The sequence below is a fragment of the Rothia nasisuis genome (assembly GCF_928381405.1).
Taxonomy (GTDB): Bacteria; Actinomycetota; Actinomycetes; order Actinomycetales; family Micrococcaceae; genus Rothia; species Rothia nasisuis.
The window spans coordinates 171935-195865 of the sequence record NZ_CAKMSB010000002.1; the positions used below are offsets into that span (position 1 = coordinate 171935).

A 23931-nucleotide genomic window follows, 5' to 3' on the forward strand; every position below is an offset into this window, starting at 1 on the left:
TCTACCGTCTAACCGCCCCTGCGTCCTACTACTAGGGCCGGGAGTAGAGCCAGGGCCGAGAGCAGGGCGAGCGCAGAGAAGGAGGTCTCTGCCATAACGAGCCCTGAGCCCAGGGCGGCAACGGCCGCTCCTAGGTTTGCGAGCGAGTCTAGGCCCCCGGTTGCCCGGGTGCGACTGTCGGCAGGTAGAGAGGTTGCAAAGAGGGCTGAGGCTGCCACAAAAGTTGCTGACCAGCCCACACCGAGCACGAAGAGTGAGGTTACAACGGCAGTATGTTTTTCGGGCCAGAGCGCACCTGTGAGACAGGCGGTTGCCAGTAGGCCTGTGCCCGCAATAATCATGCTTTGGTGACCTAACTTATCTGCGGCAAAGCCCATGAGCGGCGATAAAGCGTACATGCCCAGTACGTGCAAGCTGATGGTGAGTCCGATGAGCTCAATGCCCGAGCCCTGATGGTTCATGTGAACCGGGGTCATGGTCATCACGGTGACCATGACTACGTGTGCCCCCAGCAGAGCTGTTGCGGCGTAGCGAGCTTGCCGGTTGCCTACAATCTCACGGGTAAAAGAGCTGATTTTCTGTAGAGGGTTGGGGGCGGGCCTGGATTGAGTCTGCGGTTCGGGGCCAGCGGTCTGTGAAGGCTGTGACCTGGCGGTTTGACGGGGCATGATGAGAAGAACCGTCAGAGTCGCTCCGGCCATGGCGACTGCGGCCAGGGTGAAGGCCACACTGTAGAGGTCACTTCCAAAGACGGTAGCGAGCGCCTTGGCGGGGGTACCGATGTTAGGGCCGAGCACTGAGCCGATGGTTCCCACCCAGACAATGAGGCTCAGGGCTGAGGCCTGACTACCGTCAGCAGCGCGATCAGTTGCGGCGAAGCGAGCTTGTAGGCTGGCGGCGCTACCGGCCCCCATCAGGAGCAGACCAATCACCACTAGCCAGAGATTACCTCCTGCTGCTGCAAGCGCTAGCAGGGTCGAACCGCAGGCGGCCGTTCCCCAGCCAGTTCCCAGAGCTACCCGGCGAGAGGTCCGTGCGGCAAGGTTGGCAAGGGGAATTCCGAAGAGAGCTGCGCCGAAGGTGGAGGCTGTGCGAGCGATCCCGGCAAGTGCCTCATTCTGGGTGACCTCACTGGCTAGGAGCACACCGATTGAGGGCGCAGCGCCTACCCCAATAGTCCCGAAAACCTGGGTGAGGCTGAGAGCTACAAGAGTTCGCCGTTGCATGGAGTCTCGCTGAGATGATTCTAGGTGTTCAGGTGGTGAGGTGCTCTGGGCCATAGTGATAATAGTAGTGGCTATGCTTTGATTCTGTGCGGTGACTTCGCCATTAGTCCGCTCAATCCTATCGTTGAGCGGGGGAGGCCAGGGGTGGAGGTAGGTGCCCGAGCTTATATGATGGATCCCATGACCTTTCCACTGTGGTTTTCTTTGGTTGCCGCCTGTCTGGTGATTTCTTTAACTCCCGGTGCGGGGGCGGTAAATACCATGACCACGTCCCTTCTCTACGGATGGCGCAGGGCCGTCTTTACGGTGCTGGGTCAGCAGGTGGCCCTCGTGGCACAGATCGCGATTGTGGCAGCTGGCTTGGGTGTGGTGGTAGCCCGCTCCCCCGTACTCTTTGATGTAATCCGCTATGGCGGGGCTGCCTACCTGGTTTACCTGGGTATTCGAATGATGCTGGCTAAGGTGAGGACGCCCGGCGAGGCCCGACAGGAAGCAGTGGTTCAGCAGGGCCAGGACGCCGGTGAGCAGCTACCTGCTGAGGGTCAGGGGCGCGGGGCGCGGGCGTCCTTTGTGCGTACAACACAACTGAGGAGCCCGAGCTCTGCGCTAACGCTCTTCACCCGGGGCTTCTGGGTGAATATGTCGAACCCTAAAGCGATTGTGTTTATTCTGGCCTTTATTCCGCAGTTTGTGCGCCCGGATGCCCCGCAACTACCCCAGTACCTGATGTTAGCTGCGACCATGGTTGCCGTTGACCTGGTGGTCATGTGGGGCGGTTTCGCAGTGGTTGCTCAAGCCCTGACCAGGCTTTCGCACTCGGAGCGTGGCCAGAAGACGCTGAATCTGGTGTTTGGCTCCCTCTTTATTGTGGTAGCTGCCGTCATGGTGTTTGCTGGGCACTAGATTGAGGAGGCAGCTTCATCATGCACCGGAGGTCTGATTATTTTTGAAGAAGTCGCCTAACAACCTTGAACCGCTGGCATACCACCAGCACATCCTCGGTTAGGGTAGCCTCCGCAGTAGCAGGCTCTTGACCCTCCCAGAAGTTTTGGTGAGCCTGCCACCATTCTTCATAGTTGGTGTATCCTTCGCCTTCAGCCTGAGCGAATGCATCAGTGACCTCTCGCGCAGGACAGATGCTCACCTCAACAGTCTCCGTTATACAAACCGGTTGATTTTGAGAGTCAATCACAGTTTCACGCTCGCCTACAGCAGGTAGCGTATCCCCATACTTTTCGTAGTCAGCTACTAAAGAGGTTGTTGCGGTTTTCTTCCCAGATAAGATAGCTGCCACCAGGGCATCGCGCAGGGGCCCGGGTGTTCCGTATTCGGCCAGCGGCAGGCTGTTTGCCTCAGGGGTCACTTTCACTCCCCTTCCATCTGATGGTGAGCCCATGAGGCTTCACCCTAGCTAAAGTTCTGTGCCACCCAGTCACCTGCGGCGGTAGCCGGGTTAGCTTTCTCATCACCTGAAACCCGGGTGTTAAGTTCAACTAAAACCTCGGTAGTGAGCTTGGCTGAAAGCTCGTTGAGCACTGCGCGAGCGCCCTCAGAAACAGCTTCTGCATTGATGAGGGGTAAGACCTGCTGGGGCAAAATCATATTCTTGGGATCTTCCAGCACCACAAAATTGTTGGCGGCAATTGCTGGGTCGGTAGAAAAGAGGTCAACAATATCGACGGTTCCGTCAGTCAGTGCGGCAACAGTGAGCGGGCCAGCGCCATCATTAATGGGCTCAAAGGACGAGGGCTCGAACCCATAGACGCTTTTGAGGCCGGGTAGGCCGTAGGCGCGCTGAGCGAATTCCGGCGGAGCACCGACCGATAGCTGACCCGAATGGGCAGCCAGATCTTCGAGGCTGGCCAGGTTCTTTTCAGCGGCGGTGGCAGAGGTGACAACCAGGGAGTCCTTATTCTGGGCGGGTGAAGCGTCAAGTGCCAGCAAAGAATCGTCAAGCGCCTCACTGAGAGCAGCTAGAACCTCATCGGAGGTTTTGGCGGTAGATTCTTTGTCGAAGTAGAGTAACAGGTTTCCAGAGTAATCGGGCACAACGGAAACCGTGCCCTCGGTAAGTGCCCCAATATAGGCTTCACGTGCACCGATAGCCGGGGAGGTGGTCGCCTCCAAGCCCCTAGCGTTGAGCGCAGCGGCGTAAATTTCAGCGATAATCTGGGACTCAGTAAAATCGGCAGACCCCACGGTAATGGTGCCACCGGCCGAGGCACCAGAACCACCGAGGGCGTTTTCGCCCGAGTTACCGCAGGCTGCCAGGGCCAGGGCGGTTGCCCCCAGGCCAAGACCAGCGAGAAAATGACGGCGGTTGAGAGGTGACATAGTTATTTCCTTTCGGGAGTGGTGCACAGCCGTTGAAGTACGGCAAGGAGAGCATCAACAATGAGGGCGAGCCCGGCAATCAACACTACGGAGGCAACCATGAGGGAGTAGTCTCGCACTGCCAGGCCATCGATCAGATAGCGGCCAAGGCCACCCAGATTGATGTAGGCAACCACCGTGACAGTGGCGATAACCTGTAAGGCGGCGTTGCGGATTCCCCCAAAGATAACGGGCAGGGCCAGCGGAACTTCCACCCGGGTAAGAATCTGCCACCCGGTCATGCCCTGGGCTTTGGCCGCGTCTTTAGTAAGCGGGTCTACCGACGCTATGCCCGCATAGGTACCTGCAAGTAGAGGGGCGACGGCAAGAATCACAAGCGCTAGCACCGGCGCCGTGAGTCCAAGACCCAGCCACAGGGCAAAGAGAGTCAGTAGGCCCAGGGTAGGTAGAGCTCGTAGGCCACCGGTGAGAGCCACAACCAGGTGCTCTCCCCTGCCCGTGTGCCCCACCCAGCCCCCCAGGGGAAGGGCAATGAGCCCGGCCAGAAGCAGAACCAGCCCTGTGTAGCCCATGTGTTCGCCCAGTCGGGCCAGTACACCGGTGGGCCCGGCCCAGGAGTCTGATGTGGTAAGCCACGCCCAAGCGTCCGATATAATCATGGCTTCCTCCAGCGAGTCAGTGCCGCTCCTGCCAGAGCGAGCAGGCGGTCAAGGGTGAGGGCAAGGACGACGGTGAGTAGAATCCCTGTGATAATTTCGGCGGGAAGGTTGCGGCGCAGACCGTCGGTGAACAGGGTTCCCAGCGATTGAATGCCAATGACCGCTCCAACTGACACCATAGAGATGTTAGCGACCAAAGCCACGCGCAAGCCTGCAATCATGACCGGCAGGGCTAGGGGAAACTCTATCTTCCAGAAGCGGCTCTGAGGGGTATAACCCACGGCGGTTGCAGCTTCTAAGGTAGTGGGTGAAACCGAGTCGAATGCGTCAACAGCGGAGCGAACCATCATCGCCACCACATAAATTGACAGGGCAACGTAGACGTTGACCGGTGATGTGATGGACGTACCGAGTACCAGCGGCATGAGCACAAAAAGAGCCAGCGAGGGGATGGTGTAAAGAAGGGCTGCCCCGTTGATAACGGCGCCGCGGCGCACCCGAGCTCCTGCGGAGTAGGCGGCTGTGGAACGGCCGTCCCTACGCCGCCCCAGTGCAAGCCGGGCGAGAGGCAGGGCCACGATAAAGCCCACCACCACCGGAATCACTGACTGGGCAAGGTGAGTGAGCGTCAGCTGGCCTACCAGCGGCAGATTATTGCTCAGCCAATTCATGCGGTAGCACCGCCAGGAGCCGCAGTATCAGCCAGGTTATTTCGTAGGGTGCGTTCAGCACGGGTAGCGGCTAGCACGTTCTCTGCAGCGAGCAGGCCTACGGCCCGCTGATCGGTGTCTACAGCCACACCCCAGCCTGAGGGTGAGGAGAGTACAGAGTCCAGGGCATCGCGCAGGGTGCTGTCCACAGTGAAGAGGGAACCCCCTGGCAGGTACCTGCCCCTCGTTACCCAGCCGTTGGGGCGCCCGTCCTCAAGTTTGAGTTCCCACCCCTCAACCGCAGCCGCGTCGAGTGGGTAGAAGGTAACGTTCTCTGCGCCGGCAAAGGTGAGGCGGCGCATCCCCCGGTCGCGGCCAACGAAGGAGGCCACGAAATCATTGGCCGGCGCTCGCAGAATTTCTTCTGGGGTACCGGACTGGGCGATGGTGCCGCCGGGAGCAAAGACGGCCAGATAGTCACCGAGCAGGGTGGCTTCATCGACATCGTGGGTGACGAAGACGATGGTGCGCCCTAGCCTGTGTTGCAGGTTCAAAAGGGTCTGCTGCAGGTCGGCGCGGACGACCGGGTCAATGGCGCTAAAGGGCTCGTCCATGAGGAGAATATCGGAGTCACTGGCTAGAGCCCGTGCCACACCCACGCGTTGAGCCTGCCCTCCCGAAAGTTGCGCGGGGTATTTGCTACCGTAGGAGGCTTCAAGCCCTACGGTGGTCAGAAGCTCAGCCGCCCGTTCTCTTGCTTCTGCCTTTGACACCCCCTTGAGACGGGGAACGGTGGCGATGTTGTCAAGCACCGTTTGGTGGGGCATGAGACCGGCCTGCTGTAAGACGTAGCCGATAGAGCGGCGGAGCTCGTGGGCTAGCTGCTCTGTGTTAGGGCGCCCCTTGATAAGAATCTGCCCGCTGGTGTGGTCTACCATGCGGTTAATCATGCGCAGTGAGGTGGTTTTACCGCAGCCCGATGGGCCGACGAAGACGGTTATTTTTCCCTCGGGTATGGTGAGGGTGAGGTTGTTAACTGCTGTGGTGTTCCCGTATTTTTTGGTAACGCCGGTGAAGGTGATGGCCGCTTGATGGGTCATATATGCGGTTCTTTCTCTGTTGGGCCTCAGATGCAAGGTTCTTTCTCTAACCTACCCTGCCACGAGCTTATTCCTCATTAGGCTGACTATTTTCTCGCGTAGCGAAGAAGGGGCTCGTACTCAGTGGAGCGTCCAGCGGCTTCGCTACGAGTCCGGGTTACCTTCATACCCTTATGAATAAATCTCCCTGTGAGCATATGTAAACTAGAAACCATCTTTACTCTTTCCTAAGGAGTGTTATGGCCCGCATCGGCATCATTTTGGGATCAACCCGCCCCCACCGCGTCAGCCCCGCAATTGGCCAGTGGGCCCTGTCTCACCTAGCTTCAGGTTCAGCCAACACCTACGAAATAATTGATTTGCGCGACCACTCCCTGCCCTTCTACGATGAGCCGTTGCCGCCCCGTGCAGCTGGAGGCAACTACCAGCATGAGCACACCCAAGCTTGGGCACAGTTTGTCTCTGGCTTTGACGGTTTTGTAGTCATTTTGCCCGAATACAATGGCAACATGCCTGCGGTGCTCAAAAACGCCCTTGACTACCTCTTTGTTGAGTGGGAGGGCAAGCCTATCACCTACATCTCCTTTGGCGGACGCGCTGGCATGGGTTCAGCTGCCGGTTTTGAAGCTGCAACGGGCGGCTGGGGCTTCACGCTACTACCCACCCACATCAATATCAGAATGAGCCGCAGTTTCTTCAATGAGGCAGGGGAGCTCGTGGACGCCGATGCCCACTTCGCAGAGCACCTACCGGCTCTGCGGGCAATAGATGCCGACTTAAGCCAGGCTGTGCGTTAGTCCAACATCATCTAATCAATACATGTATGCTCCCGGCGGAGCTTAGGAGCGCAGGATTTTTTCAATCGGGCGCCCCTTAGCTACCTCATCTACGAGTTTATCGAGGTAGCGGATTTGCTGCATGAGGGGGTCTTCTATTTCTTGCACCCTATACCCACAGATATGGATCCGGTAATCAGGTGCGCGGCGGGGTTGAGCTGGGCTGAGGCAAAGAAGTCACGAAAGGACGTCCGCCCCTCAAAGTGCTGGGCCAGGTCGGCTGGGCTGTAACCGGTCAGCCAGCAGGTGACGATCTCGACCAGGGCGGGGTCCTGCCCCTTGCGTTCCACCTTGGCCAGATAGTGGGGCCAGACCTCGGCCACGGGCATGTCAAAGATTTTGTGGGTCATTATTCATACCTCTTTCTAGCAATGAAAGTATACTCGCTAGGTTTTCTCTCAACGATCAACAATAGACAGTTCAGTTCTGGACCAATGTGAAAGACCACCAAAACCTGGGTGCATTGGATAACCAGCCTTCGATACATAGGCCTGCACTTTTGCCTCTGGTTTCTTAATATCCTCTATCATTTCTTGAATGCTGGCGAGTATTTCTTTTTTCCAGGGGAATCTGCGGTCTTGAGGACTACCCCACATCAAGTGAATTCGGTCAGCTTCAGCCAGACATACACTAAAGATGTGTCGAGTTACCTCTAAAGTTCTTTTAATTTTTTCTCTTCCCTCTTCATCACTCCACAGGGGTAAATCATGTGGCTGGCCGACCAACGGAATTAAGTTAATTAGTGTCATTGACTGAAACTGAATTGGTTTACCTTCTGAGTCGACGGGAAAGAAGCGCGTAATCACTGCGGTAGTTGGGTCGCCACCCTGCGTAAGGGGGCCCAAACATGTTGCAGTGGATGGATTGATTCCAATAAACACTATTTTTCTGTCTGAGAATCATTGTTAGGCGTTCTGAGGAAGTACCGACTGCCTACTTCTTGGGGGTGCTCTGGGAATACAGTTTCCCCTCCCAGCCACGCTAGGCCCAAGTCCTGAGCAATATTTTCTACTGATGTACTAGGCAAAGATTCCACCTCTAATGGTTACTCACACTTCTAGGCACTGTGTAAGTCTCCTACCAGCTACCGATACAGACAACTGTATGTTGATTGAGGACTACCCTTCAAAGGCATGAGGCAGACTGTTACCCAAAGTAGCTCATGAAACTGCATGTTGAATGCCTGCCGATACGGGCAGGACGCGGACAGCTCCGGGTGACTTGAGTTGCGCTAGGGCTTAGGCGGTGATTGGGTTCTGTCCCACCGGAGCTGACCCTGTAAAGTAGGGTGCTGAATAATCAGTGTACTTTCCCCTATTATCTTGTGCTGAGGACCCTATGCGACCAGATTCTAAGCCCACCCCTCGGGCTCTTTTCCGTACGTTTGCCACCGCTGAAATGATTACTTGGGCCCTGTTGATTACGGCCCTGATTCTGCGGGGTACCGGCGTGACCAATATTGTGCCCATTGCCGGTGGTATTCACGGCTTTGTTTTTCTGAGTTATTGCGTGGTGACGGTCTTTATCTGGGTCAACCAGCAGTGGAAGGCTCCCGTGGGCGTCGCTGGTCTGCTCCTGTCGGTGATTCCCTTTGCGACGGTTCCCTTTGAGCTTTTCCTCGATAAGCGGGGCCTACTGCGCGGGGGCTGGCGTCTGGCACCTGGCGGGGCCGCACCGTCCGGCCCGTTCGAGAAAGCCCAGGCCTGGGTCCTGGCTAAGCCTGCCCTGGCCAGCGCCCTCTTGCTTGCCTTCGTGGTTCTGCTCTTTGTGGTGCTCCTGATGGCGGGACCGCCCGTGCCCAAGAATTAACCCGGCATAACTGAAGCACCAACTCAACGACCGTGCGTCATATCGCTGAGCGTGTACCTGCCATGTGCACGCTCAGCGATATGACGCACTTTCGCGTACCACCAATCTTTAGACGTGCTTGTACTACCTACTTGCGATGTAGAACTTTGAACAGGTAAAGGGGCAAGTACGCATCGGGCGTCGCTAAAGTTCCTCCCAAGGTACAGGAGTTGTAGTATTTGTCTCCCAATCACTGCGCAGAATTGCATAGGCGACGGACGCTCGCGGCTCAGCGCCATCTACCGGCCAGCCTTGGCGATAGTAGGCTTCCATAACCCAACCAGCTTTAAGAAAGGTGTGGCGCATAGCAAGGTTATCGTCCCGAGTCTGCCCTTCAAAACGACGAATCCTTGGTTTTTGCTCAAAAATCCATGATGTAGCTGCGTTAAGTACGTCTACTCCGAACCCTCGTCCTTGCCACTGGGAGGCTAGTCGTAGATCAAATACCGGGGTGTCATCGCACAGGTCCTCGAAACGAATGTAGCCGATACGACCGTGCTCAGAGTATTCAATCCAGTAAGAATCGCGTTCCTCGTTCTGAAAAGCTCCAGAATCGAGCGCTTCTTCAACCTGCTGGCGGGACACAATGGGAGCCATGTGGTATGGCCACTCGTTCCCGGTCAGAAAAGCTATCAGCTCTTCTCTATCGATAACAGGGTCAATTCGCACCAATGAAATGGTTTCAGTGTTCATTGCATTCTCGCTTTTCAAAGAAACATCTCTAGACGGTACTAGACAATCAGATTCACATATCTCAATGCTACTGTAAGGAGCAAACAGTAGCTCAAGCCCCTTGTCACCTCACACCATATCAACTATGCACAGACCTCAGCCCCAACAGCACAAGCTGCCCCCTGGAATCGTCCAGGCCCTCACTGAGCGTGCAGCTCCCGGTGAGCGTCTCCTTGAAATTCGTCAGGTAGGTACAAGCTCCGTAGTTGCGCTCACAGAACACGTGGCTATCCGTATTGCGCGCGATAGCGATACCGCCCGCACCCTCATCAAGAGACAGCAACTCGTAGACGCCCTACCCGAGTTTTCATTCGCCCTACCCCGATCGGCGGGGCCTGCTATAGAACAGGACGGTATCGTGGCCGTCCCTACTATTCGCTTACGAGGTAAGCCTCACCCGGCAGGTAGCGGTGACCCAAAAGTGCTTGGGGCGCTTCTAGACGAGATTCAAGCGACCCCGGTAGAGCCTTTTTCCCATCTATTGGCAGAGCGCCATTCCTTTTGTGGTGGACCGCAGTGGCTTGATGTCATGGCCAGCCAGGTGCTCCCGTTATTCTCCCTCGCAGCCCAGAAAATTGCTCAGCAAATACTCGACCAGCTCAGCAGCTATGAAAGTGATATTAGTTCCGTTGATTTTGTGTTGTCTCACGGTGATTTGGCCGGCAGTAACATGCTCTTTGAGGGCTCACAGGTCCTTGGGGTTCTAGACTGGGATTTAGCCGCCCTCGATGACCCCGCTGTTGATGTGGCCTGCCTTGCCGCCTGGCACGGCTCGCAGGTGATAGGCCAAATAGCGGGTGATAATACTAGCTTGGCTGCTCGGGCACGTCTCTTGCGTGCTTCTGACCCGCTTCAGGTGGTAGCTTTTGACCTCTTGCACGGCCGTTCCCCTGAGTCACTGGCTCATACTGTAGCTAAGGCCGAGCAGGGTCTACTCATTCCCAAGAACTAGCCCACACCTCTCAAGGAGTTCCCCCATGAATCAGGCATTCGAGGAAGACCTACTCGTTAGTATCTACGACCACGATAACCCCGACGGCCCCGACCACGACTTCTACCGACAACTTACTCAAAATACCCGCGCCGAACGCATTACCGACTTGGGGTGTGGCACAGGTATTCTCACCGTCACCCTAGCAGGTCAAGGACGCACAGTAACCGGTATCGACCCATCGAAAACAATGCTGGCTTATGCTCGCGCTCACGCCAACTCTCACCAGGTTACCTGGCTCGAGGGCACCAGCTCCGTCATGGAGAAGCACTCGGCAGACTTAGTGCTCATGACCGGCAACGTCGCTATGCATATTATTGGCGACAGCTGGCACCAAACCTTGCAGGATATCGCTGGGTCCCTTGCCCCAGGTGGCACTCTTGCTTTTGAAGCACGCAACCCGTTGGCCCGCGCCTGGGAGCAGTGGTCTGCCCAGGGCCTAGAAAGGCAGACTCCCGCTGGGAAGCTACGAGAAACCACTCGCGTTGAAGGCCCTGATGAACAGGGCAGGGTGCTGATAGCCTCTACCCATGAGTTCCTTGACCACCGACAAACCATCACCAGTCAGTTAACCCTTGAATATCGCTCCTACGGACGCATAGTGTCTGACCTAGAGGCTGTTGGGCTGAGTGTTGAAGCCTGCTACCGTAATTGGCGGCAAGATCCTTTTACCTCAGAAAGCACCGAAGCACTGATGGTGTTTGTAGCAGTAAATACACACTAGGCAGCGCACTAGAAAATCAAGGAGCAGTGCCGCCTCAGCAACCGTCCTCAGCGAGCGTAGCTCTATGACCTACACTCACTGCCTAACTGTCTATCCGTGTTTTAAGGTCAGCTCGTATGTGAGGCCATTCGTCGCGCAGAATGCTAAAGATGAGGGTGCTGTTCCAGGAGCCGTCGGCCATTTTCTTGGTGCGGCGCAGCTCTCCGTCAAAGGTGGCGCCCAGCTTACGGACGGCGGCAGCCGACCGCTCGTTACCCCCGGCTACCTCAAACTCCACCCGGGAAAACCCGTGATCAAAGGCCCAGGTCAGTAGGGTATGTTTAGTGTCAGGGTTGACCACGCTCCCCCACACGTCCGGCGCATAGGCCGTGTAGCCAATGGCAAGGCTCTCAATCTCCGGTCTGAATTTGTAGAAGGACGTAGTGCCAACCAGCTCACCCTTGTACCGCACCAGGTAGCTCCGCCCACCTTTCAACCAAGGGTAGTAGTCTACAAAAAACGCCACATAATCCTCAGGTGATGTTGGCAGAGCCGCGCTGCCTCCGGCGTGCCCACCGGCAAAAACTTCTGGCACGCACAGTTTGGGAGCCACTTCTCGCAACCCCTCAAGGGACAGGGGCTCAAGGGTTACGTATCTTCCTTGGAGCATTTCGATGGGGTGCGGAAGTGAAAGCTCAGGCACGGCGCCCTCCTAAAGTGGGTTGCGTTAATACCGGGTAGTTCCCTTTATGCTATCTCATGCCTTCAGAAGACCGAGGGTTATCAAGATGAAGCCAACAAGCTGGAGGGAGGCCCACAGTTCCATATTCACCGGTCACAGCCCGCAGGATGTCTCGGAAAACATCGACTGTGGTGCAAGAGTTACGCAATGCAGGACCACTGGTAATATGACCAAATGGAGCTCACTACCAATCGCACCCCTACATCACAGAATACAATTCTTTTCTCCCCGCTTGGCTTTAACCTTGCAGAGGTAACCCGGATGATAGAGGTCGCCCGTGCAACAGCTCAACTTGGTATGACCCCTGTTTTCCAGATACATGACTCCGGCTATGACTGTCTTGTTGACGATGCAGGTTTTCAGCGTCTACCGGGGGCACAGCCCCTAACCACATCACAAGCACAAAAAGCTATCGCCTTCGACCAAGGGCGTTCTTTCTCGCACCCTTTTACAGAAACGGTAGTCCGAGAGCGCGTGGTAAAAGAGCGTCAAGCAATCAGTTTTCTCGGGGCGCGGGCGGTGGTTCACGGTACTAATCCAACTTCTCCCATCTCTGCCCGGGCTGAGCAAGTTCCCTTGATATATCCGGTGCCCTATATTTACAGCCAGGCTCAGCTTGTAAGGCGGCAGACTATTCCCTTTGTGCCCTATCGTGGAGTCGGCCCGCATATAAACCGTCTGCTGCAAGGCCCCGCTGTTAAAGCTTTGAACTCACCGTGGCTGATGCCAAAACCCTTTAGAACTATCGCGCAGGAGAACGGCATCAGATTACGGGGGCTTCTCGATTTACTTCACGCGGATTACACCCTTCTTACCTGCATGCCCGATGAGTTTGAGGGTGCCCCTCTACCGGCTGGGACGGTGCGGGTTGGCCCAATTTTTGCCCATCTGGATGCGGAGTTGCCAGATAAGGTACTAGAGCTGGCAGCTCAGGATGCCCCGCTTGTTTATTGTGCTTTCGGATCTTCTGGCACAGCCTCCTTAACCTGGCGGGCTCTTGGGGCTTTGGGGAACGCTCCGGTGAATGTGATAGCTCCGGTTAAGCAGTATCTTAGCCAAGAGCAGATTTCACGGTTGCCCAAGAATGTTCATGTGACTGACTTACTGCCAGCTCACCGGCTGGGTGAGCTGGTTGATGCGGCTGTGCTTCACGGAGGGCAAGGTACGGTACAGACCGCTTGCGCTACAGGAGTACCTTTTGTTGGGGTGGGTTTGAGCGCTGAGCAACGATGGAATGTAGATGTTTGGGTACGACGCGGCAACGCAGTGAGCTTAACTGCGGGTGATTTTCGTGGCCGTGCTCTGAGGTTTCATAAGTCTTTGCGGCACATACTAACTGATGCCTCGGTGCGGGCAACTGCGCGGTACGTTGCGCAGGAACATAAGGACGAGGACGGCGCACGTGAAAGCGCGAAAGTAATTGCTCAAATCACGGGGCACGTTCGTGCTCAGCGTGAGAAGATTCGGCGTTGGGTTGACTGAGTTTGACTGAATTAGCAGGTAGAGAATAGCGGCTTTGGGAGTTCCCGGAGCGTAAATGCGTATGGTTGACCCATAGCTCCGCCCGGTGTTAGATTGGCGACTTGGGCATAGTCACCGCAATCGGCGGTGGCTGACACGAAAACTAACGCGTGCCCATGGCGTGAGGAGGACCAGTATGGACCCGATCAAATCCAACTCAACTGACCGTTTTGTTCTCGTCTTTGACACCGACAACAGCATGATTCGCGAGGACCTTGCGCCGTCGCTACTCCAAGCCGATGGCTTCCCCACCGACCATTACTTTCCCAGGCTCGGCATCGCCGTTGTTGGGGGTGATAATCTCGACTTCGAGGCGCTAGAGGCCCATTGTGGTGAGCGTCAGATACCTTTGACTGTGCGCCCAGAAACCAAATACTACGCCTTATCTGAGCCGCCCTACGACGACACCGCCGAGTTGACTTGGGGCCTACAAGCTATTCGAGCAGAGCAGTCCTCTGCTACCGGTGCAGGCATCCGTGTGGCTGTGCTAGATACCGGCTTTCATACCGGGCACCCGGACTTTGCCGGACGAACCGTGGTTGCCGAGTCGTTTATTGAGGGTGAAGGGCCAGAGGATCTACACGGGCACGGCACCCACTGCATCGGCACCGCCTGCGGGCCGCGCTCACGTTCAGGAGGCCCGGGATACGGCGTAGCGCCAGCGGCGGAGATTTATTCCGGTAAGGTTCTCGACGTGAACGGGGAGGGCACAGATACGACAATTTTGACCGGTATTGACTGGGCCCTGCAACAAGGCTGCCAGGTGATTTCTATGTCGTTAGGTGCAGATGTGCGCGAGGTTCACCCACCCTATGTAGCAGCCGGACGCCGGGCGCTGGAGCAGGGGTCCTTGATTGTCGCGGCAGCTGGAAACAACGCTTCTCGGAGCCAGGGCAACCCTGGATTTGTTGGGGCGCCTGCTAACAGCCCTTACATCATGGCCGTAGGTGCCGTGGATCAGAGCCTTCAAGTTGCCGATTTTTCTGCTCGTGCCGTCCCCGAGGACGGGGGCCAGGTAGATATCGTAGCGCCTGGCGTCGATGTCTACTCCTCCTGGATCGCCCCGGAGGTCTATAACACCATCGGCGGTACGTCCATGGCGACACCTCACGTCTCGGGGGTTGCTGCTCTGATCGCGGAGTCCACCGGTGCAACTGGCCAGGATTTATGGGATCAAATCATCACTAATGTGCAGCCGCTTAATCAGGACGTAGCCGATGTGGGTGCTGGGCTTAGCATCGCGCCCTCGAGCACGTCGGCTGGAAGGCAGCCACAAGACCGAGAGTGGGTTATTACTGTAGACGATGCCCACACACAGGACTTGGAGCTGGTGGCTGACACGTTGCGCTCTCGCGGAGTGCAGGTGACCCGCACACTACCAGCACTTGGCATCATCCACGCTCACAGCTCAAACATCACTAAGGAAGAGCTAACCGGGATTGTTGGGGTGGCATCGGCTGACACCAACCATCGGCACCAGCTTCGTGAGACGAACTAGGTTCTCTTCACTGTGAAGTATACCGAGACCCGCCCCGACAACTGCCGGGGCGGGTCTCATCTTTGCCCTCATATCAATCGAGGAGCAAACTCTTGTTAGTTAATGAGTCTAAGCTGTACAACAGCGTCAGCTGCCATATAAAAACCAACGAGGGCTAAGACCCACAAAATTGTCACCTTTGCTTCATACTCCAAGCGGGGAATGATTCTTATAACCCGGCCGAGCATTCTCCCTCCCCAGATATTGGCCAGTAACCCCACCAGCAAAGCTGGCGAAATCATGATTAGGCAGTAGGCTGCTAAAATCAGCAACTGAATTGGGAAGCTCAGACCCAGAGATTCGATAATGCCTACTGCTGCCAAGTAGGGCAGCATGGTTGCGATTTCAATGACGGCAGCGCCTATAGCTAATCCAATCATGGCAGCAAGCGACGCTGTACCCGTGTGCTTAGTTTCAGAGCGTTTGGCGATAATTTCATCAACGCTTTGTTTCTTCGGGTTGGGTGAGAGAGCTCCAAAGGCTAGCAACGCGAGCCCAAGTACCAGGCTGGACCATCTAAACCATGTGGTAGCAGCGACTGAATCAATGACGTCGAAGAGCCAGTGCATTCCGAAGAAAAGTGCCACGCCGATTCCAAAATAGGCAAGCGCAATAGTTGCTAGATAGACTCTATAGTGAGCGGGGCGCATACGCCCCCAGGAGATAAGTAACACTAGCGGAATAACAAGCGTTCCGGCGCTGAGGCTATCCGCAAATGCAAGGCCCACGAGTGGGAGGAGTTCCATGTCACCAATCCTCTCTCATACATTTGTATGAGAACCTATCGTATCATACGACCGTATGAGATAATTGGAGTTATATGAACGAAGACAACATCAAACCCATCTATTCAAAATCCAACCACACGAAATACCCAACTCAACCAGCATGACTGCCTCTTCTAGCCTCAGGGAATTTTCCCCCCAGGAGAAATCCATCGCTGATTCAGCGATCTCCCTTATCGTAAGCCAGGGATTTGACAATGTTAGTGTCCGCAAAGTTGCCACAGCCTCTGGTGTCGCACCTGGCACCGTCCAATATTTCATGGGCACCAAGGAACAGCTTCTCATCAAGGCACTACAACGTTCGGCGCAGCGCCAGGTAGAACGCATTGAACTCATGGAACTCCCGCAAAACCTTACTCCCCGCGAAAGACTCACACTCATTCTTCGTGAGTTACTACCTATTGGTGAAGTTCAACGTGAAGACGCAGCCCTATGGATTGTCATGAGCGCAGCTGCGTCTACCAGAAAAGCTCTTGCAGCAACATATCTTGAGCTTCTGAAAGGCTTTCAAGCCGAAGTGACAACTAGCGTCCAAAACCATCTCCAAGCACCAAGCACACCTGCCTCATCTGATACAACAGTAGAAATTACTTTAGTTGAACAAACTGCACGCCTTATCACCGCTTTAGTCAATGGACTAACCGTTGACTACATCAATATTCCTCTGAGCAAGGATTCCGCAGAGGCTCTTTCTTCAGATTTATCTGAAGGTCTAAAACGAATCCTTGCCTAGCTCATTAATTGCAACCTTGAGGCTTTCCATAAAGTCTTTCTCGGAGCACCACAGGCTCGCGCTCGTTGCGGCGAGCCCGGGGTACCTCTACCCTTATAAATAACCCTCAATGAACAATAACCTACGTCAAGGAGAAGTATGAATCTACCCATTCGTACCCAGCGCCTGACGTTGCGAGCTCACTCGCCAGAGGATGTTTCGGCACTCCAGGCTATCTATTGCCAACCCGAAGTAGCTCGTTTCCTGCTGGATGAGCCATGGACTCAAGAACTTGCTGAAGCGAAAGTAAAAGAGCGTCTCCCAAGGACCGATTTAGTTGGGCCAGCAGAGGCTCTCGCTCTCATAGTGGAGGCCAATGGCACGGTCATCGGTGACGTGGCCCTTTGGCTTACTGATACTGAATATCGTGTTGCTGAAATCGGTTGGGTTCTCGATCCAGTTTTTGGCGGCAAGGGTTTCGCTACCGAAGCGGTGCAGGCAGTGTTGAATCTTGCCTTCCATCATTATGACTGCCATCGGGTTATTGCGCAGATGGACGCCCGCAACGAGGCTTCGTCGAAGCTGGCTGGACGCTTGGGCATGGTGAAAGAGGCCCATCATCGCCAAGATTGGTTCTCAAAAGGTGAATGGACCGACACCCTTATTTATGCAATGCTCTCAACTGACAAATAGCAGGTAGATTTCTGCTCCTTATGTTCACCAGTCGCTCATGTGAATACCAGACCCGGGTCTGTTCCCCTGCGGGGCCCGCCTCGGCGTAGCATCACCCGCATCGACACCGTCGCCTAAACCACTCCTCACCCGCTCGCTCGTCACACAGGTGAGCCAGCAACTTCTCAACCTCAATCTGCAAGATACGTGGCCTCTCGATTAGGTATTGATGGCCGCGGCCAATCGGCTACCCCACTCTGCGGCGTGGGCGACAGCTTCTACGGGTTCGTGGATGGTGAACGGGGCGTGCAATGAGACGAGGGCGAAGGTTGATATGTACTGGGTTCAGGTCATACCAACCACCCACAAACAAACTATGAGGCTTATTCATAAGGGTAGGTGAAGCAGGCTCACAGCGAAGCTGCTGGCTCGGCGGCTGGCGTGAATCGCCTCGTGAGCGAAGCGAACCAGGCGAGAGGGTCGGCAGCGAGCGTGAGCCTGCGGAACCCCTTATGAATAAGCTTCTATAAACCCAAACACCAATCAAAGCACCAGAAAACACCTCATCCGGAGTCCTAAACCCAAGCCCCTAATGCAACCGACCAGTATTCCACCAAACCACCCAACCAGCCGTCTGCGCCTCCAACTGCACCACTGATCCAAAGAACCCGACCCCGCACCATCTCAGCCTTATAAGCCCCATTGACCAACTCAGCCAAAGCAATTATCGTAAGAATCCCCCCTAGAACCCACCGATAACTGCACACCAAGTTCTTTCACATCAGCAGTGTAATCAGCAGAAACATACTGCCAACCACAATCCGAATGATGCACAATCTGCGCTGGGTCACTTCCAGCCCGCCTGGCTTCAAATAAAGCCTGCTTCAATGCCGTTAGAGGCACCCCCAGAGCACGCATGGTCGATGAGACACCCCAACCGACAACCTTGGGTGAAAACACATCAGTAATGAAGGCCCTATAGCAGAACCCAGTACATATCAATTCCTTCCGTGGGGTGTGGGTGGAAGGTGTGACCGAAACCCAGTACATATCAGTCTGGACGCTGCATGGCCGGTGACGGATAGACAGTGAACACTCGTTGCCCATCAAGCCACTCTGTGAGCCTCCGCGCTTCAGCGTGCAGCACTTGGTGAATCGCTGGGTCGACGTGCTCAAGCAGCCTCACCTGCACCACCCCATCGCCGTCCTGCACCCAGACTCCCACCACGCGCCCATCGACCCACACAGTCGTTCCAGCATTACCCGCGCTGTCAAAAAGTTGCGGCCCATGCTTACCAAGGAAGAAGTCTCGCTCCTTCCACCCCATCACAGTGGGGTCGAGCAACGGCAGTAACGCCACCCAGGGCTCGGGGCTGGTGACCGGCTCGACATCGTCTTGCCGCAACCAACCAACCCTGCCGTCTTCCAGTGACACCGGCACCGCGTTGAGATCATCGAGAGCAGTCCGGACCGTCGTTTTGGTGTTACCAAGCCACCAGGCGATATCCTCAAGGGTGCCAGGGCCGTACGACCACAGCCATCGATGCACAAGTTCGGCGTACCCTTCTCGCGCCTCCAGCGCCTCGGGGACGTCATGGCCCCACCACGCTTTGGTCGTCGTCCAGGTCGGACGGCTCGTGTACCAGACGCCCGCATTACCTGCCCGAGCCACCACGCCGTCCAGGCTCAGTTGGGTCAACACCTTCGGAGCGATGGCCTGTTTGCCACCCCAGGCCTTGTCCGGAGCCTGCACTAGGAATCCACTTGCCTCCGGCACCTCTTCGCGCACCTGCGCTGAGGATCGTGCGACTCCGTCAGCGAGATGACCGAGCACCGCGCGCTCAGCGCTAGCAAGTCGGGCTGCGCCTTCCCCCTCGGGCACCGAGCCCCACCGTTGAAGGTCTTTGATGAATCGCTTGCGGTAGACCATCGCGATGCGTGCGGCGGCACTTCCCCACACGGCTGGAACCAAGTCTCGCGGGAAGACGAAGATCGTCTCGCGCATGGATTGTTGCCTAACCAAGGAACGTGTCTCGTACAGCGCGCGTTCCACATCATCGACACTGACCTCGTCGATGCGTGCCCAGCACGACAGGTGCACGCTCGGCGGGTCGGTTGCGTGCAAGCAGACCACTGCACGAGTTGCCTCTTCTGGAGAAGCAACCCTGGCTGTACGAGCGAGTGCGTGTCTCACACCGATCCGTGCCCGACGTTCCAGGTCTGTGACCAGTCTCTTCATCAGATACCACCTTTCGTCGTCACTGAGGTAACCCTCTGGTCGCGGCAGTGAGTCGTTCGCCCCAGCCGCGCATATAGTCGATGGCTTCGGGTGGCCCGTGGACGGTGAAAGGGGCCCCGATGGCTGCAAGGCAGAACGCGGCCCAGTCGAGTGACTCTGCTGGGATGTAAACCTCTGAAGTGCCTTCATCGACGGGTTCGACACTGCCATAACGCGCCACCTCCTGCTTGACTCGTTCCGCGGGAGCGCTCACTGTCGCCCGCACCGGGTACCTCGCAGGCATTGATCTGATCTGACTGTGTACGAACTCGACGGGGTCGGTTTCGGGAAGCTGCCGCGGAGCGAACCGCTTGCCGCTTCGGACCGGGTCCTTGATCCGGTCGAGGCGGAAGGTGCGCCAGTCCGCGCGGTCAAGATCCCAGGCGATGAGGTAGAGACGCTGGTCGATACTGACGCTGCGGTGCGGCTGGACTGAACGCTGTGTGATACTGCCGTCCCTCATGCAGTAGCTGAACTTCAGCGACTCATGATCGCGACAGGCCAGGGCAACGGTGGTCAGCGATGCGACATCCGTGATGCCCTCTGGAGGATAGTCCAGTGGGGCGGTCGCCACTGCCCGCAGGCTGTCGATGCGCCGACGGATGCGCGCTGGAAGCACCTGGACGATCTTTGCCATCGCGCTCACTGCCGCGTCCCCTGATGTGGGGTGGCCGGAGGCGACCTCTTTGAGTCCCAGGACCACCGCCGCAGCCTCGTCCTCGCTGAGCACCAATGGCGGCAACGAAGCACCAGAACCGAGTTGATACCCGCCGCCGGTTCCCCTGGTCGTGATGATCGGGTAGCCGAGCTTCTGCAAGTCATTGACGTCGCGCCGTAGCGTGCGCTGGCTGACCCCAAGGCGACGCGCGAGTTCGTCGCCGGGCCAGTGGCGTCGGTTTTGGAGCAGCCCGAGGAGTTCCAGGGCCCGTGTTCTTGTCGACATGCTTTCTATCCTAAATCTTCTTGTGGTCATATAACGTCCACAACCCTTGGTAGGTTGGGTTTGTCATCAACCAAGGAACGGAGTGCAGACAGCTCATGATTACCACAAGCAGCCTCACGCGGAGCTTCCGCGCCCCCGACGGCGAGGAAGTCCAAGCTGTTCGGGGCATTGATCTCACCGTGGATCACGGAGAAACAGTCGCGGTCCTCGGCCCCAACGGCGCGGGCAAGAGCACGCTCATGCGGATGCTCTCCACGCTGCTGCCACCGACCAGCGGCACAGCCACCGTCGCAGGCTTCGACGTGACCTCTCAGAGTTCGCAGGTTCGCACACGCATCGGTTATGTCGGTCAGGGCAATGGCGCCGGGCACACCCAGCGCGCCATGGACGAGGTCGTCACACAAGGCCGCATCTATGGGTTCAGCAGGGCCGCTGCCCGCAAACGTGCCGCAGAACTGCTGTCCATCCTCGGACTAGAGCATCTGGCAAAACGCAAGACCCAGGCGATGAGCGGCGGCCAGCGTCGCCGGCTGGATCTGGCAATCGGGCTGGTGAACAAGCCACCGCTGCTCTTCCTGGACGAGCCCACCACGGGCCTCGACCCGCAGAACCGGAGCAACCTGTGGGACCACATCATCGATACCCGGCAAGAAACCGGCATGACGGTGGTGTTCAGCACCCACTACCTGGAAGAGGCCGATGACGCTGCCGACCGCATCGTGGTCGTCGACCACGGACGTATCATCGCCGAGGGTACGCCGACACAGCTCAAACAGCGTCACGTCGGCGACCGGATGAGCCTGGACGTTCCAAACCCTACCCAGGCTGACCAGCTCCGGGCGCTCGTCGCACAGATCGACGGCGTCCGTGAGACCACCGCACAGGCGAACTCGGTTGTCGCCCAGGTCAGTGATGGCCGCGCTGCTCTGCCTACCGCCATCGCGGTCGCGCAGAGCCACGGAATTGAGGTAACGGCCGCCGACACCCGGCTGCCCACCCTAGACGACGTGTTCCTCAAGCTCACCGGGCGGAGCCTGCGTGATGCGGGTGAGATCGCCGAAACCCCCACCGAATGACAGGAGAACACACCATGACCACCACCGCACACCGCCGCAACATGCTCAGCGACACCATCATCGTTATGAGCCGCGAGCTGCGCCCCGTGACCAGCGATCCGTTCTCTCTGGTATTTGGGTTGGTCCAGCCGCTGTTCCTCCTCTTGCTGTTCGGGCCGCTGATCGCCACGAATCACGAGTCGCCCTGGGCCTGGTTTGTTCCGGGAATCCTCGTCATGACTTCCCTGTTTGGCACTGCCGCCACCGGGTCGAATCTCCAGTTCGACCTGCAGAGCGGCTCCCACGAACGCCTCTTGGTCACACCGCTGACCCGTTCCTCCCTGTTCGTCGGACGCGCACTGAAGGAATTTGTGCCACTCGTGGTTCAGGCCGTCGTGGTCATCGTCATCATGATCCCGTTTGGGTTCCGTCCCCACCTGGGCGGGGGCCTCATCGGCCTGCTGCTCGTGGGCATCCTTGGCATCGGCATCGGTTCACTCAGCTACGCGCTGGCCATCGCCACTCGCCGGCAGGACTGGGTGTTCTGGACCGTGCACCAGACTGTGCTGTTCCCGCTGATGATCCTCTCCGGCATGCTGCTGCCCCTAGATAACGCACCCGCCTGGATGCGCGTCCTGTCCCAGATCAACCCGCTTACCCACGTCGTGGCCGCCGAGCGCGACCTGTTTGCCGGTCAGATCGCCACCACCCACGTTGCCCATGGATTCCTGGCAGCGACCATCACCGCCGTCCTCGGCATTGTTCTCGGGCTGCGCGCCCTCCGCGCCAGCACCAGCTAACCCACTTCACGAAAGGACCGTAACCATGCACATTCTTGTCACTGGAGCCACCGGCCACGTTGGCCGCCACCTTGTCACCCAACTGAACGACGCCGGACACCGCGTCCGGGCCCTGACCCGCAACCCAGCCAGGGCCAACCTGCCGGCAGGCGTCGAAGTGGTTGCTGGTGACCTCACCGACACCAGCACCCTCACAGCAGCCTTCGACAGCATCGAAGGGATACACCTGATCACCTTTGGCGGTGACAACGGTGAGGAACTGACCAACGGCCCAGAAATCATCGCGCTGGCCGAACGTCACGGCATCCGCCGCGCCACCGTGCTCGGCGGCTGGTCGCCCACCAGTATTGAGGCCGCCTTGCAAGGCAGTTCGATCGCCTGGACCATCCTCCAACCGGGCGAGTTCATGGGCAACGCCCTGGAACTGGCCGAGGAGATCCGCACCTCCCGAACTGTCTCAATGCTCGCCACCTACCCCAGCGCGGTCGTGCATGAAGCCGACATCGCCGCTGTCGCTGTCGCCGCACTCACCCAGAACGGCCATGCGGGACAGTTTTACCCGCTCACCGGGCCAGAGGCGCTCACCCCGGCCGAACGTGTGCGTATCCTCGCCGAGGCGACGGGCCAGGACATCGCCTTTGTGCACCTGAACGAGGAAGCCGAACGCGCACGGCTGCAAAGTTACGGATACGACGAGGAGTATGTGGAGTTCGGCATCCAGCTCGCCACCAACCCTCCCGACGCCGCCGGAGTGGTCCTGCCCACCGTTGAAGAGGTCACCGGACAACCGGCCCGGACATTCGCTCGGTGGGCGCACGAACACGCCGAGCAGTTCGGCACCATGACCTGAACTTGTGGTGCGGGCATCATCACCCGCTCAGCGATCCTCGCCCACACCACCATCGATGCGCCGACCGAAGTCACCACAGAAACAAAACTGCCCCGCCATCAGGCGGGGCAAGTTTCGATTTTCTCATCTTACGTGGAGGTAAGGGGATTCGAACCCCTGACCTTCTGCATGCCATGCAGACGCGCTACCAACTGCGCCATACCCCCGTGGAGCTAAGGGGATTCGAACCCCTGACCTTCTGCATGCCATGCAGACGCGCTACCAACTGCGCCATAGCCCCTTATTTATCTGCCGCTTACAGCGACCTCTTTAGTTTAGGCCACCCCTGAGCCCCAAAGCAAACTGAGGCTCAACCTAATGATATGAGCTAGAACACTCAGGCTACGGGGTATGACTCAGCACAATTAAGAAGGCAACTCCCTCCCCCGCTCTAGGGCAGGTCGGGGCGCATATGCGCCCCAATACCAGCTAGAAAACTAGTCTTCGCGCTGGTTCACCAGGTCCGCTTCGGGGGTGATGATTTCAAAGTCAGCCTCAGCTCCCTGAACATCAACCTCACCGGCCTCGCTCTCAAGACCCAAATCAATGCGGGGAGCTTCGCCCCACAGGCGGTCCAGCGCGTAAAAAGCGCGATCTTCCTCATGCTGAACATGCACCACGATGTCACCGAAGTCAAGCAGAACCCAACGGCCCTCAGCGCGACCTTCACGGCGCAGGGGCTTAAGCCCCAGCTCCTCACGTAGCTTATCTTCAACCTCGTCAACAATTGCGTTAACCAGTCGTTCGTTGTGGGCAGAGACAACCAAAAAGCCGTCAATCAAACCCATAATGTCAGAAGCATCAACAGCCAGCAGGTTGGTGCCCTGCATGTCATCAGCCGCGCGTGCGGCTACCTTCAACGCTTCAATAGACTCTGCAGCAGCGGTCATTTCGCCCTTTCCGAGCACATCGTTCCCT

26 protein-coding genes, 2 tRNA genes and 1 pseudogene are annotated in these 23931 nt (G+C 57.2%); 12 read left to right on the forward strand and 17 right to left on the reverse strand.

Translation table 11 applies throughout. The features are described 5' to 3' along the window. Window positions 1-8: 8 nt before the first annotated feature. On the reverse strand, window positions 9-1226 hold the full coding sequence (locus tag L6966_RS02300; RefSeq protein WP_083091360.1) for an MFS transporter: 1218 nt from the start codon (window positions 1224-1226) through the stop codon (window positions 9-11). A 180-nt stretch (window positions 1227-1406) separates the two neighbouring features. On the opposite strand from L6966_RS02300, the gene L6966_RS02305 reads away from it, so the two are divergent. After that, on the forward strand, window positions 1407-2129 hold the full coding sequence (locus L6966_RS02305) for a LysE family transporter (protein ID WP_237223977.1): 723 nt from the start codon (window positions 1407-1409) through the stop codon (window positions 2127-2129). Window positions 2130-2166: 37 nt separating this feature from the next. Here the strand turns inward: L6966_RS02305 and L6966_RS02310 are convergent, their stop codons facing one another. The 5 genes from L6966_RS02310 to L6966_RS02330 are packed head-to-tail and all read right to left on the reverse strand — an operon-like array spanning window position 2167 to window position 5969. Further along, entirely contained in the window at window positions 2167-2589 is a 423-nt protein-coding gene (locus tag L6966_RS02310) for an ASCH domain-containing protein (protein ID WP_237223978.1), read from the reverse strand. 44 nt (window positions 2590-2633) lie between these two features. After that, the gene (locus tag L6966_RS02315) at window positions 2634-3560 is read right to left on the reverse strand and encodes an ABC transporter substrate-binding protein (RefSeq protein ID WP_083091150.1); all 927 of its coding nucleotides are present in this window, start codon (window positions 3558-3560) and stop codon (window positions 2634-2636) included. Window positions 3561-3562: 2 nt separating this feature from the next. Beyond that, window positions 3563-4219 (reverse strand): ABC transporter permease, encoded by a 657-nt coding sequence (locus L6966_RS02320; protein WP_237223979.1) that lies wholly within the window; start codon window positions 4217-4219, stop codon window positions 3563-3565. Further along, window positions 4216-4890: an ABC transporter permease gene (locus L6966_RS02325; protein ID WP_237223980.1), complete on the reverse strand. Its 675-nt coding sequence runs from the start codon at window positions 4888-4890 to the stop codon at window positions 4216-4218. Before L6966_RS02325 ends, L6966_RS02320 begins: the two co-directional genes overlap by 4 nt. Next, entirely contained in the window at window positions 4887-5969 is a 1083-nt protein-coding gene (locus L6966_RS02330; protein ID WP_237223981.1) for an ABC transporter ATP-binding protein, read from the reverse strand. The genes L6966_RS02325 and L6966_RS02330 overlap by 4 nt, the downstream gene beginning before the upstream one ends. Before the next feature lie 239 nt (window positions 5970-6208). Between L6966_RS02330 and L6966_RS02335 the strand changes: the two genes are divergently transcribed. Beyond that, entirely contained in the window at window positions 6209-6766 is a 558-nt protein-coding gene (locus L6966_RS02335; protein WP_237223982.1) for an NADPH-dependent FMN reductase, read from the forward strand. A 42-nt stretch (window positions 6767-6808) separates the two neighbouring features. Here L6966_RS02335 and L6966_RS02340 read toward each other — a convergent pair. Both L6966_RS02340 and L6966_RS02345 read right to left on the reverse strand, forming a co-directional pair. Continuing rightward, window positions 6809-7155, reverse strand: a pseudogene (locus L6966_RS02340) (DUF2200 domain-containing protein). Window positions 7156-7203: 48 nt separating this feature from the next. After that, window positions 7204-7686, reverse strand: coding sequence for a DUF1643 domain-containing protein (locus L6966_RS02345; RefSeq protein WP_237223983.1), 483 nt, complete (start codon window positions 7684-7686; stop codon window positions 7204-7206). 457 nt (window positions 7687-8143) lie between these two features. Between L6966_RS02345 and L6966_RS02350 the strand changes: the two genes are divergently transcribed. Beyond that, window positions 8144-8614: a DUF3817 domain-containing protein gene (locus L6966_RS02350; RefSeq protein ID WP_237223985.1), complete on the forward strand. Its 471-nt coding sequence runs from the start codon at window positions 8144-8146 to the stop codon at window positions 8612-8614. Window positions 8615-8797: 183 nt separating this feature from the next. Here the strand turns inward: L6966_RS02350 and L6966_RS02355 are convergent, their stop codons facing one another. Then, window positions 8798-9346 (reverse strand): GNAT family N-acetyltransferase, encoded by a 549-nt coding sequence (locus L6966_RS02355; protein ID WP_272878780.1) that lies wholly within the window; start codon window positions 9344-9346, stop codon window positions 8798-8800. A gap of 124 nt (window positions 9347-9470) precedes the next feature. Here L6966_RS02355 and L6966_RS02360 point away from each other — a divergent pair, with 124 nt between their 5' ends. Next, complete coding sequence (locus tag L6966_RS02360; protein WP_237232809.1) at window positions 9471-10337, forward strand: phosphotransferase; 867 nt, start codon at window positions 9471-9473, stop codon at window positions 10335-10337. 25 nt (window positions 10338-10362) lie between these two features. Next, window positions 10363-11100, forward strand: a complete 738-nt coding sequence (locus tag L6966_RS02365) for a class I SAM-dependent methyltransferase (protein WP_237232810.1) — start codon at window positions 10363-10365, stop codon at window positions 11098-11100. Between the two features lie 82 nt (window positions 11101-11182). Here the strand turns inward: L6966_RS02365 and L6966_RS02370 are convergent, their stop codons facing one another. Then, entirely contained in the window at window positions 11183-11782 is a 600-nt protein-coding gene (locus L6966_RS02370; RefSeq protein ID WP_237232811.1) for a GNAT family N-acetyltransferase, read from the reverse strand. A 762-nt stretch (window positions 11783-12544) separates the two neighbouring features. On the opposite strand from L6966_RS02370, the gene L6966_RS02375 reads away from it, so the two are divergent. Both L6966_RS02375 and L6966_RS02380 read left to right on the forward strand, forming a co-directional pair. Beyond that, window positions 12545-13303, forward strand: coding sequence for a glycosyltransferase (locus L6966_RS02375; RefSeq protein WP_237232812.1), 759 nt, complete (start codon window positions 12545-12547; stop codon window positions 13301-13303). 175 nt (window positions 13304-13478) lie between these two features. Next, window positions 13479-14840: a S8 family serine peptidase gene (locus L6966_RS02380; RefSeq protein ID WP_237232813.1), complete on the forward strand. Its 1362-nt coding sequence runs from the start codon at window positions 13479-13481 to the stop codon at window positions 14838-14840. Window positions 14841-14935: 95 nt separating this feature from the next. Here L6966_RS02380 and L6966_RS02385 read toward each other — a convergent pair whose 3' ends face one another. Next, window positions 14936-15625: a GAP family protein gene (locus tag L6966_RS02385; protein ID WP_237232814.1), complete on the reverse strand. Its 690-nt coding sequence runs from the start codon at window positions 15623-15625 to the stop codon at window positions 14936-14938. 142 nt (window positions 15626-15767) lie between these two features. On the opposite strand from L6966_RS02385, the gene L6966_RS02390 reads away from it, so the two are divergent. Together L6966_RS02390 and L6966_RS02395 are read left to right on the forward strand one after the other, a co-directional pair. Continuing rightward, complete coding sequence (locus L6966_RS02390) at window positions 15768-16397, forward strand: TetR/AcrR family transcriptional regulator (protein WP_237232815.1); 630 nt, start codon at window positions 15768-15770, stop codon at window positions 16395-16397. Between the two features lie 138 nt (window positions 16398-16535). Further along, window positions 16536-17069, forward strand: coding sequence for a GNAT family N-acetyltransferase (locus L6966_RS02395; RefSeq protein WP_083091163.1), 534 nt, complete (start codon window positions 16536-16538; stop codon window positions 17067-17069). A gap of 690 nt (window positions 17070-17759) precedes the next feature. On the opposite strand, the gene L6966_RS12165 is transcribed toward L6966_RS02395, so the two are convergent. From L6966_RS12165 to L6966_RS02405, 3 genes are read right to left on the reverse strand one after another with little or no spacing between them, the layout of a single operon-like run. Continuing rightward, window positions 17760-18155, reverse strand: a complete 396-nt coding sequence (locus L6966_RS12165; protein WP_419721877.1) for a DDE-type integrase/transposase/recombinase — start codon at window positions 18153-18155, stop codon at window positions 17760-17762. After that, window positions 18100-19287, reverse strand: coding sequence for a winged helix DNA-binding domain-containing protein (locus tag L6966_RS02400; protein ID WP_272878781.1), 1188 nt, complete (start codon window positions 19285-19287; stop codon window positions 18100-18102). Before L6966_RS02400 ends, L6966_RS12165 begins: the two co-directional genes overlap by 56 nt. Before the next feature lie 19 nt (window positions 19288-19306). Then, on the reverse strand, window positions 19307-20269 hold the full coding sequence (locus tag L6966_RS02405; RefSeq protein ID WP_237224007.1) for a helix-turn-helix transcriptional regulator: 963 nt from the start codon (window positions 20267-20269) through the stop codon (window positions 19307-19309). A 95-nt stretch (window positions 20270-20364) separates the two neighbouring features. Here L6966_RS02405 and L6966_RS02410 point away from each other — a divergent pair, with 95 nt between their 5' ends. The 3 genes from L6966_RS02410 to L6966_RS02420 are packed head-to-tail and all read left to right on the forward strand — an operon-like array spanning window position 20365 to window position 22974. Next, window positions 20365-21345 (forward strand): ATP-binding cassette domain-containing protein, encoded by a 981-nt coding sequence (locus tag L6966_RS02410; protein ID WP_083091167.1) that lies wholly within the window; start codon window positions 20365-20367, stop codon window positions 21343-21345. A gap of 14 nt (window positions 21346-21359) precedes the next feature. Continuing rightward, on the forward strand, window positions 21360-22124 hold the full coding sequence (locus tag L6966_RS02415) for an ABC transporter permease (RefSeq protein WP_083091168.1): 765 nt from the start codon (window positions 21360-21362) through the stop codon (window positions 22122-22124). Window positions 22125-22149: 25 nt separating this feature from the next. Continuing rightward, complete coding sequence (locus L6966_RS02420) at window positions 22150-22974, forward strand: SDR family oxidoreductase (protein ID WP_237224008.1); 825 nt, start codon at window positions 22150-22152, stop codon at window positions 22972-22974. 133 nt (window positions 22975-23107) lie between these two features. On the opposite strand, the gene L6966_RS02425 is transcribed toward L6966_RS02420, so the two are convergent. From L6966_RS02425 to rsfS, 3 genes are all read right to left on the reverse strand, one after another. After that, window positions 23108-23180 (reverse strand) — tRNA-Ala (locus L6966_RS02425). Between the two features lies 1 nt (window position 23181). Continuing rightward, window positions 23182-23254, reverse strand: a tRNA-Ala gene (locus L6966_RS02430). Between the two features lie 196 nt (window positions 23255-23450). Beyond that, the gene (rsfS, locus tag L6966_RS02435) at window positions 23451-23903 is read right to left on the reverse strand and encodes a ribosome silencing factor (protein WP_083091363.1); all 453 of its coding nucleotides are present in this window, start codon (window positions 23901-23903) and stop codon (window positions 23451-23453) included. Window positions 23904-23931: the final 28 nt, after the last annotated feature.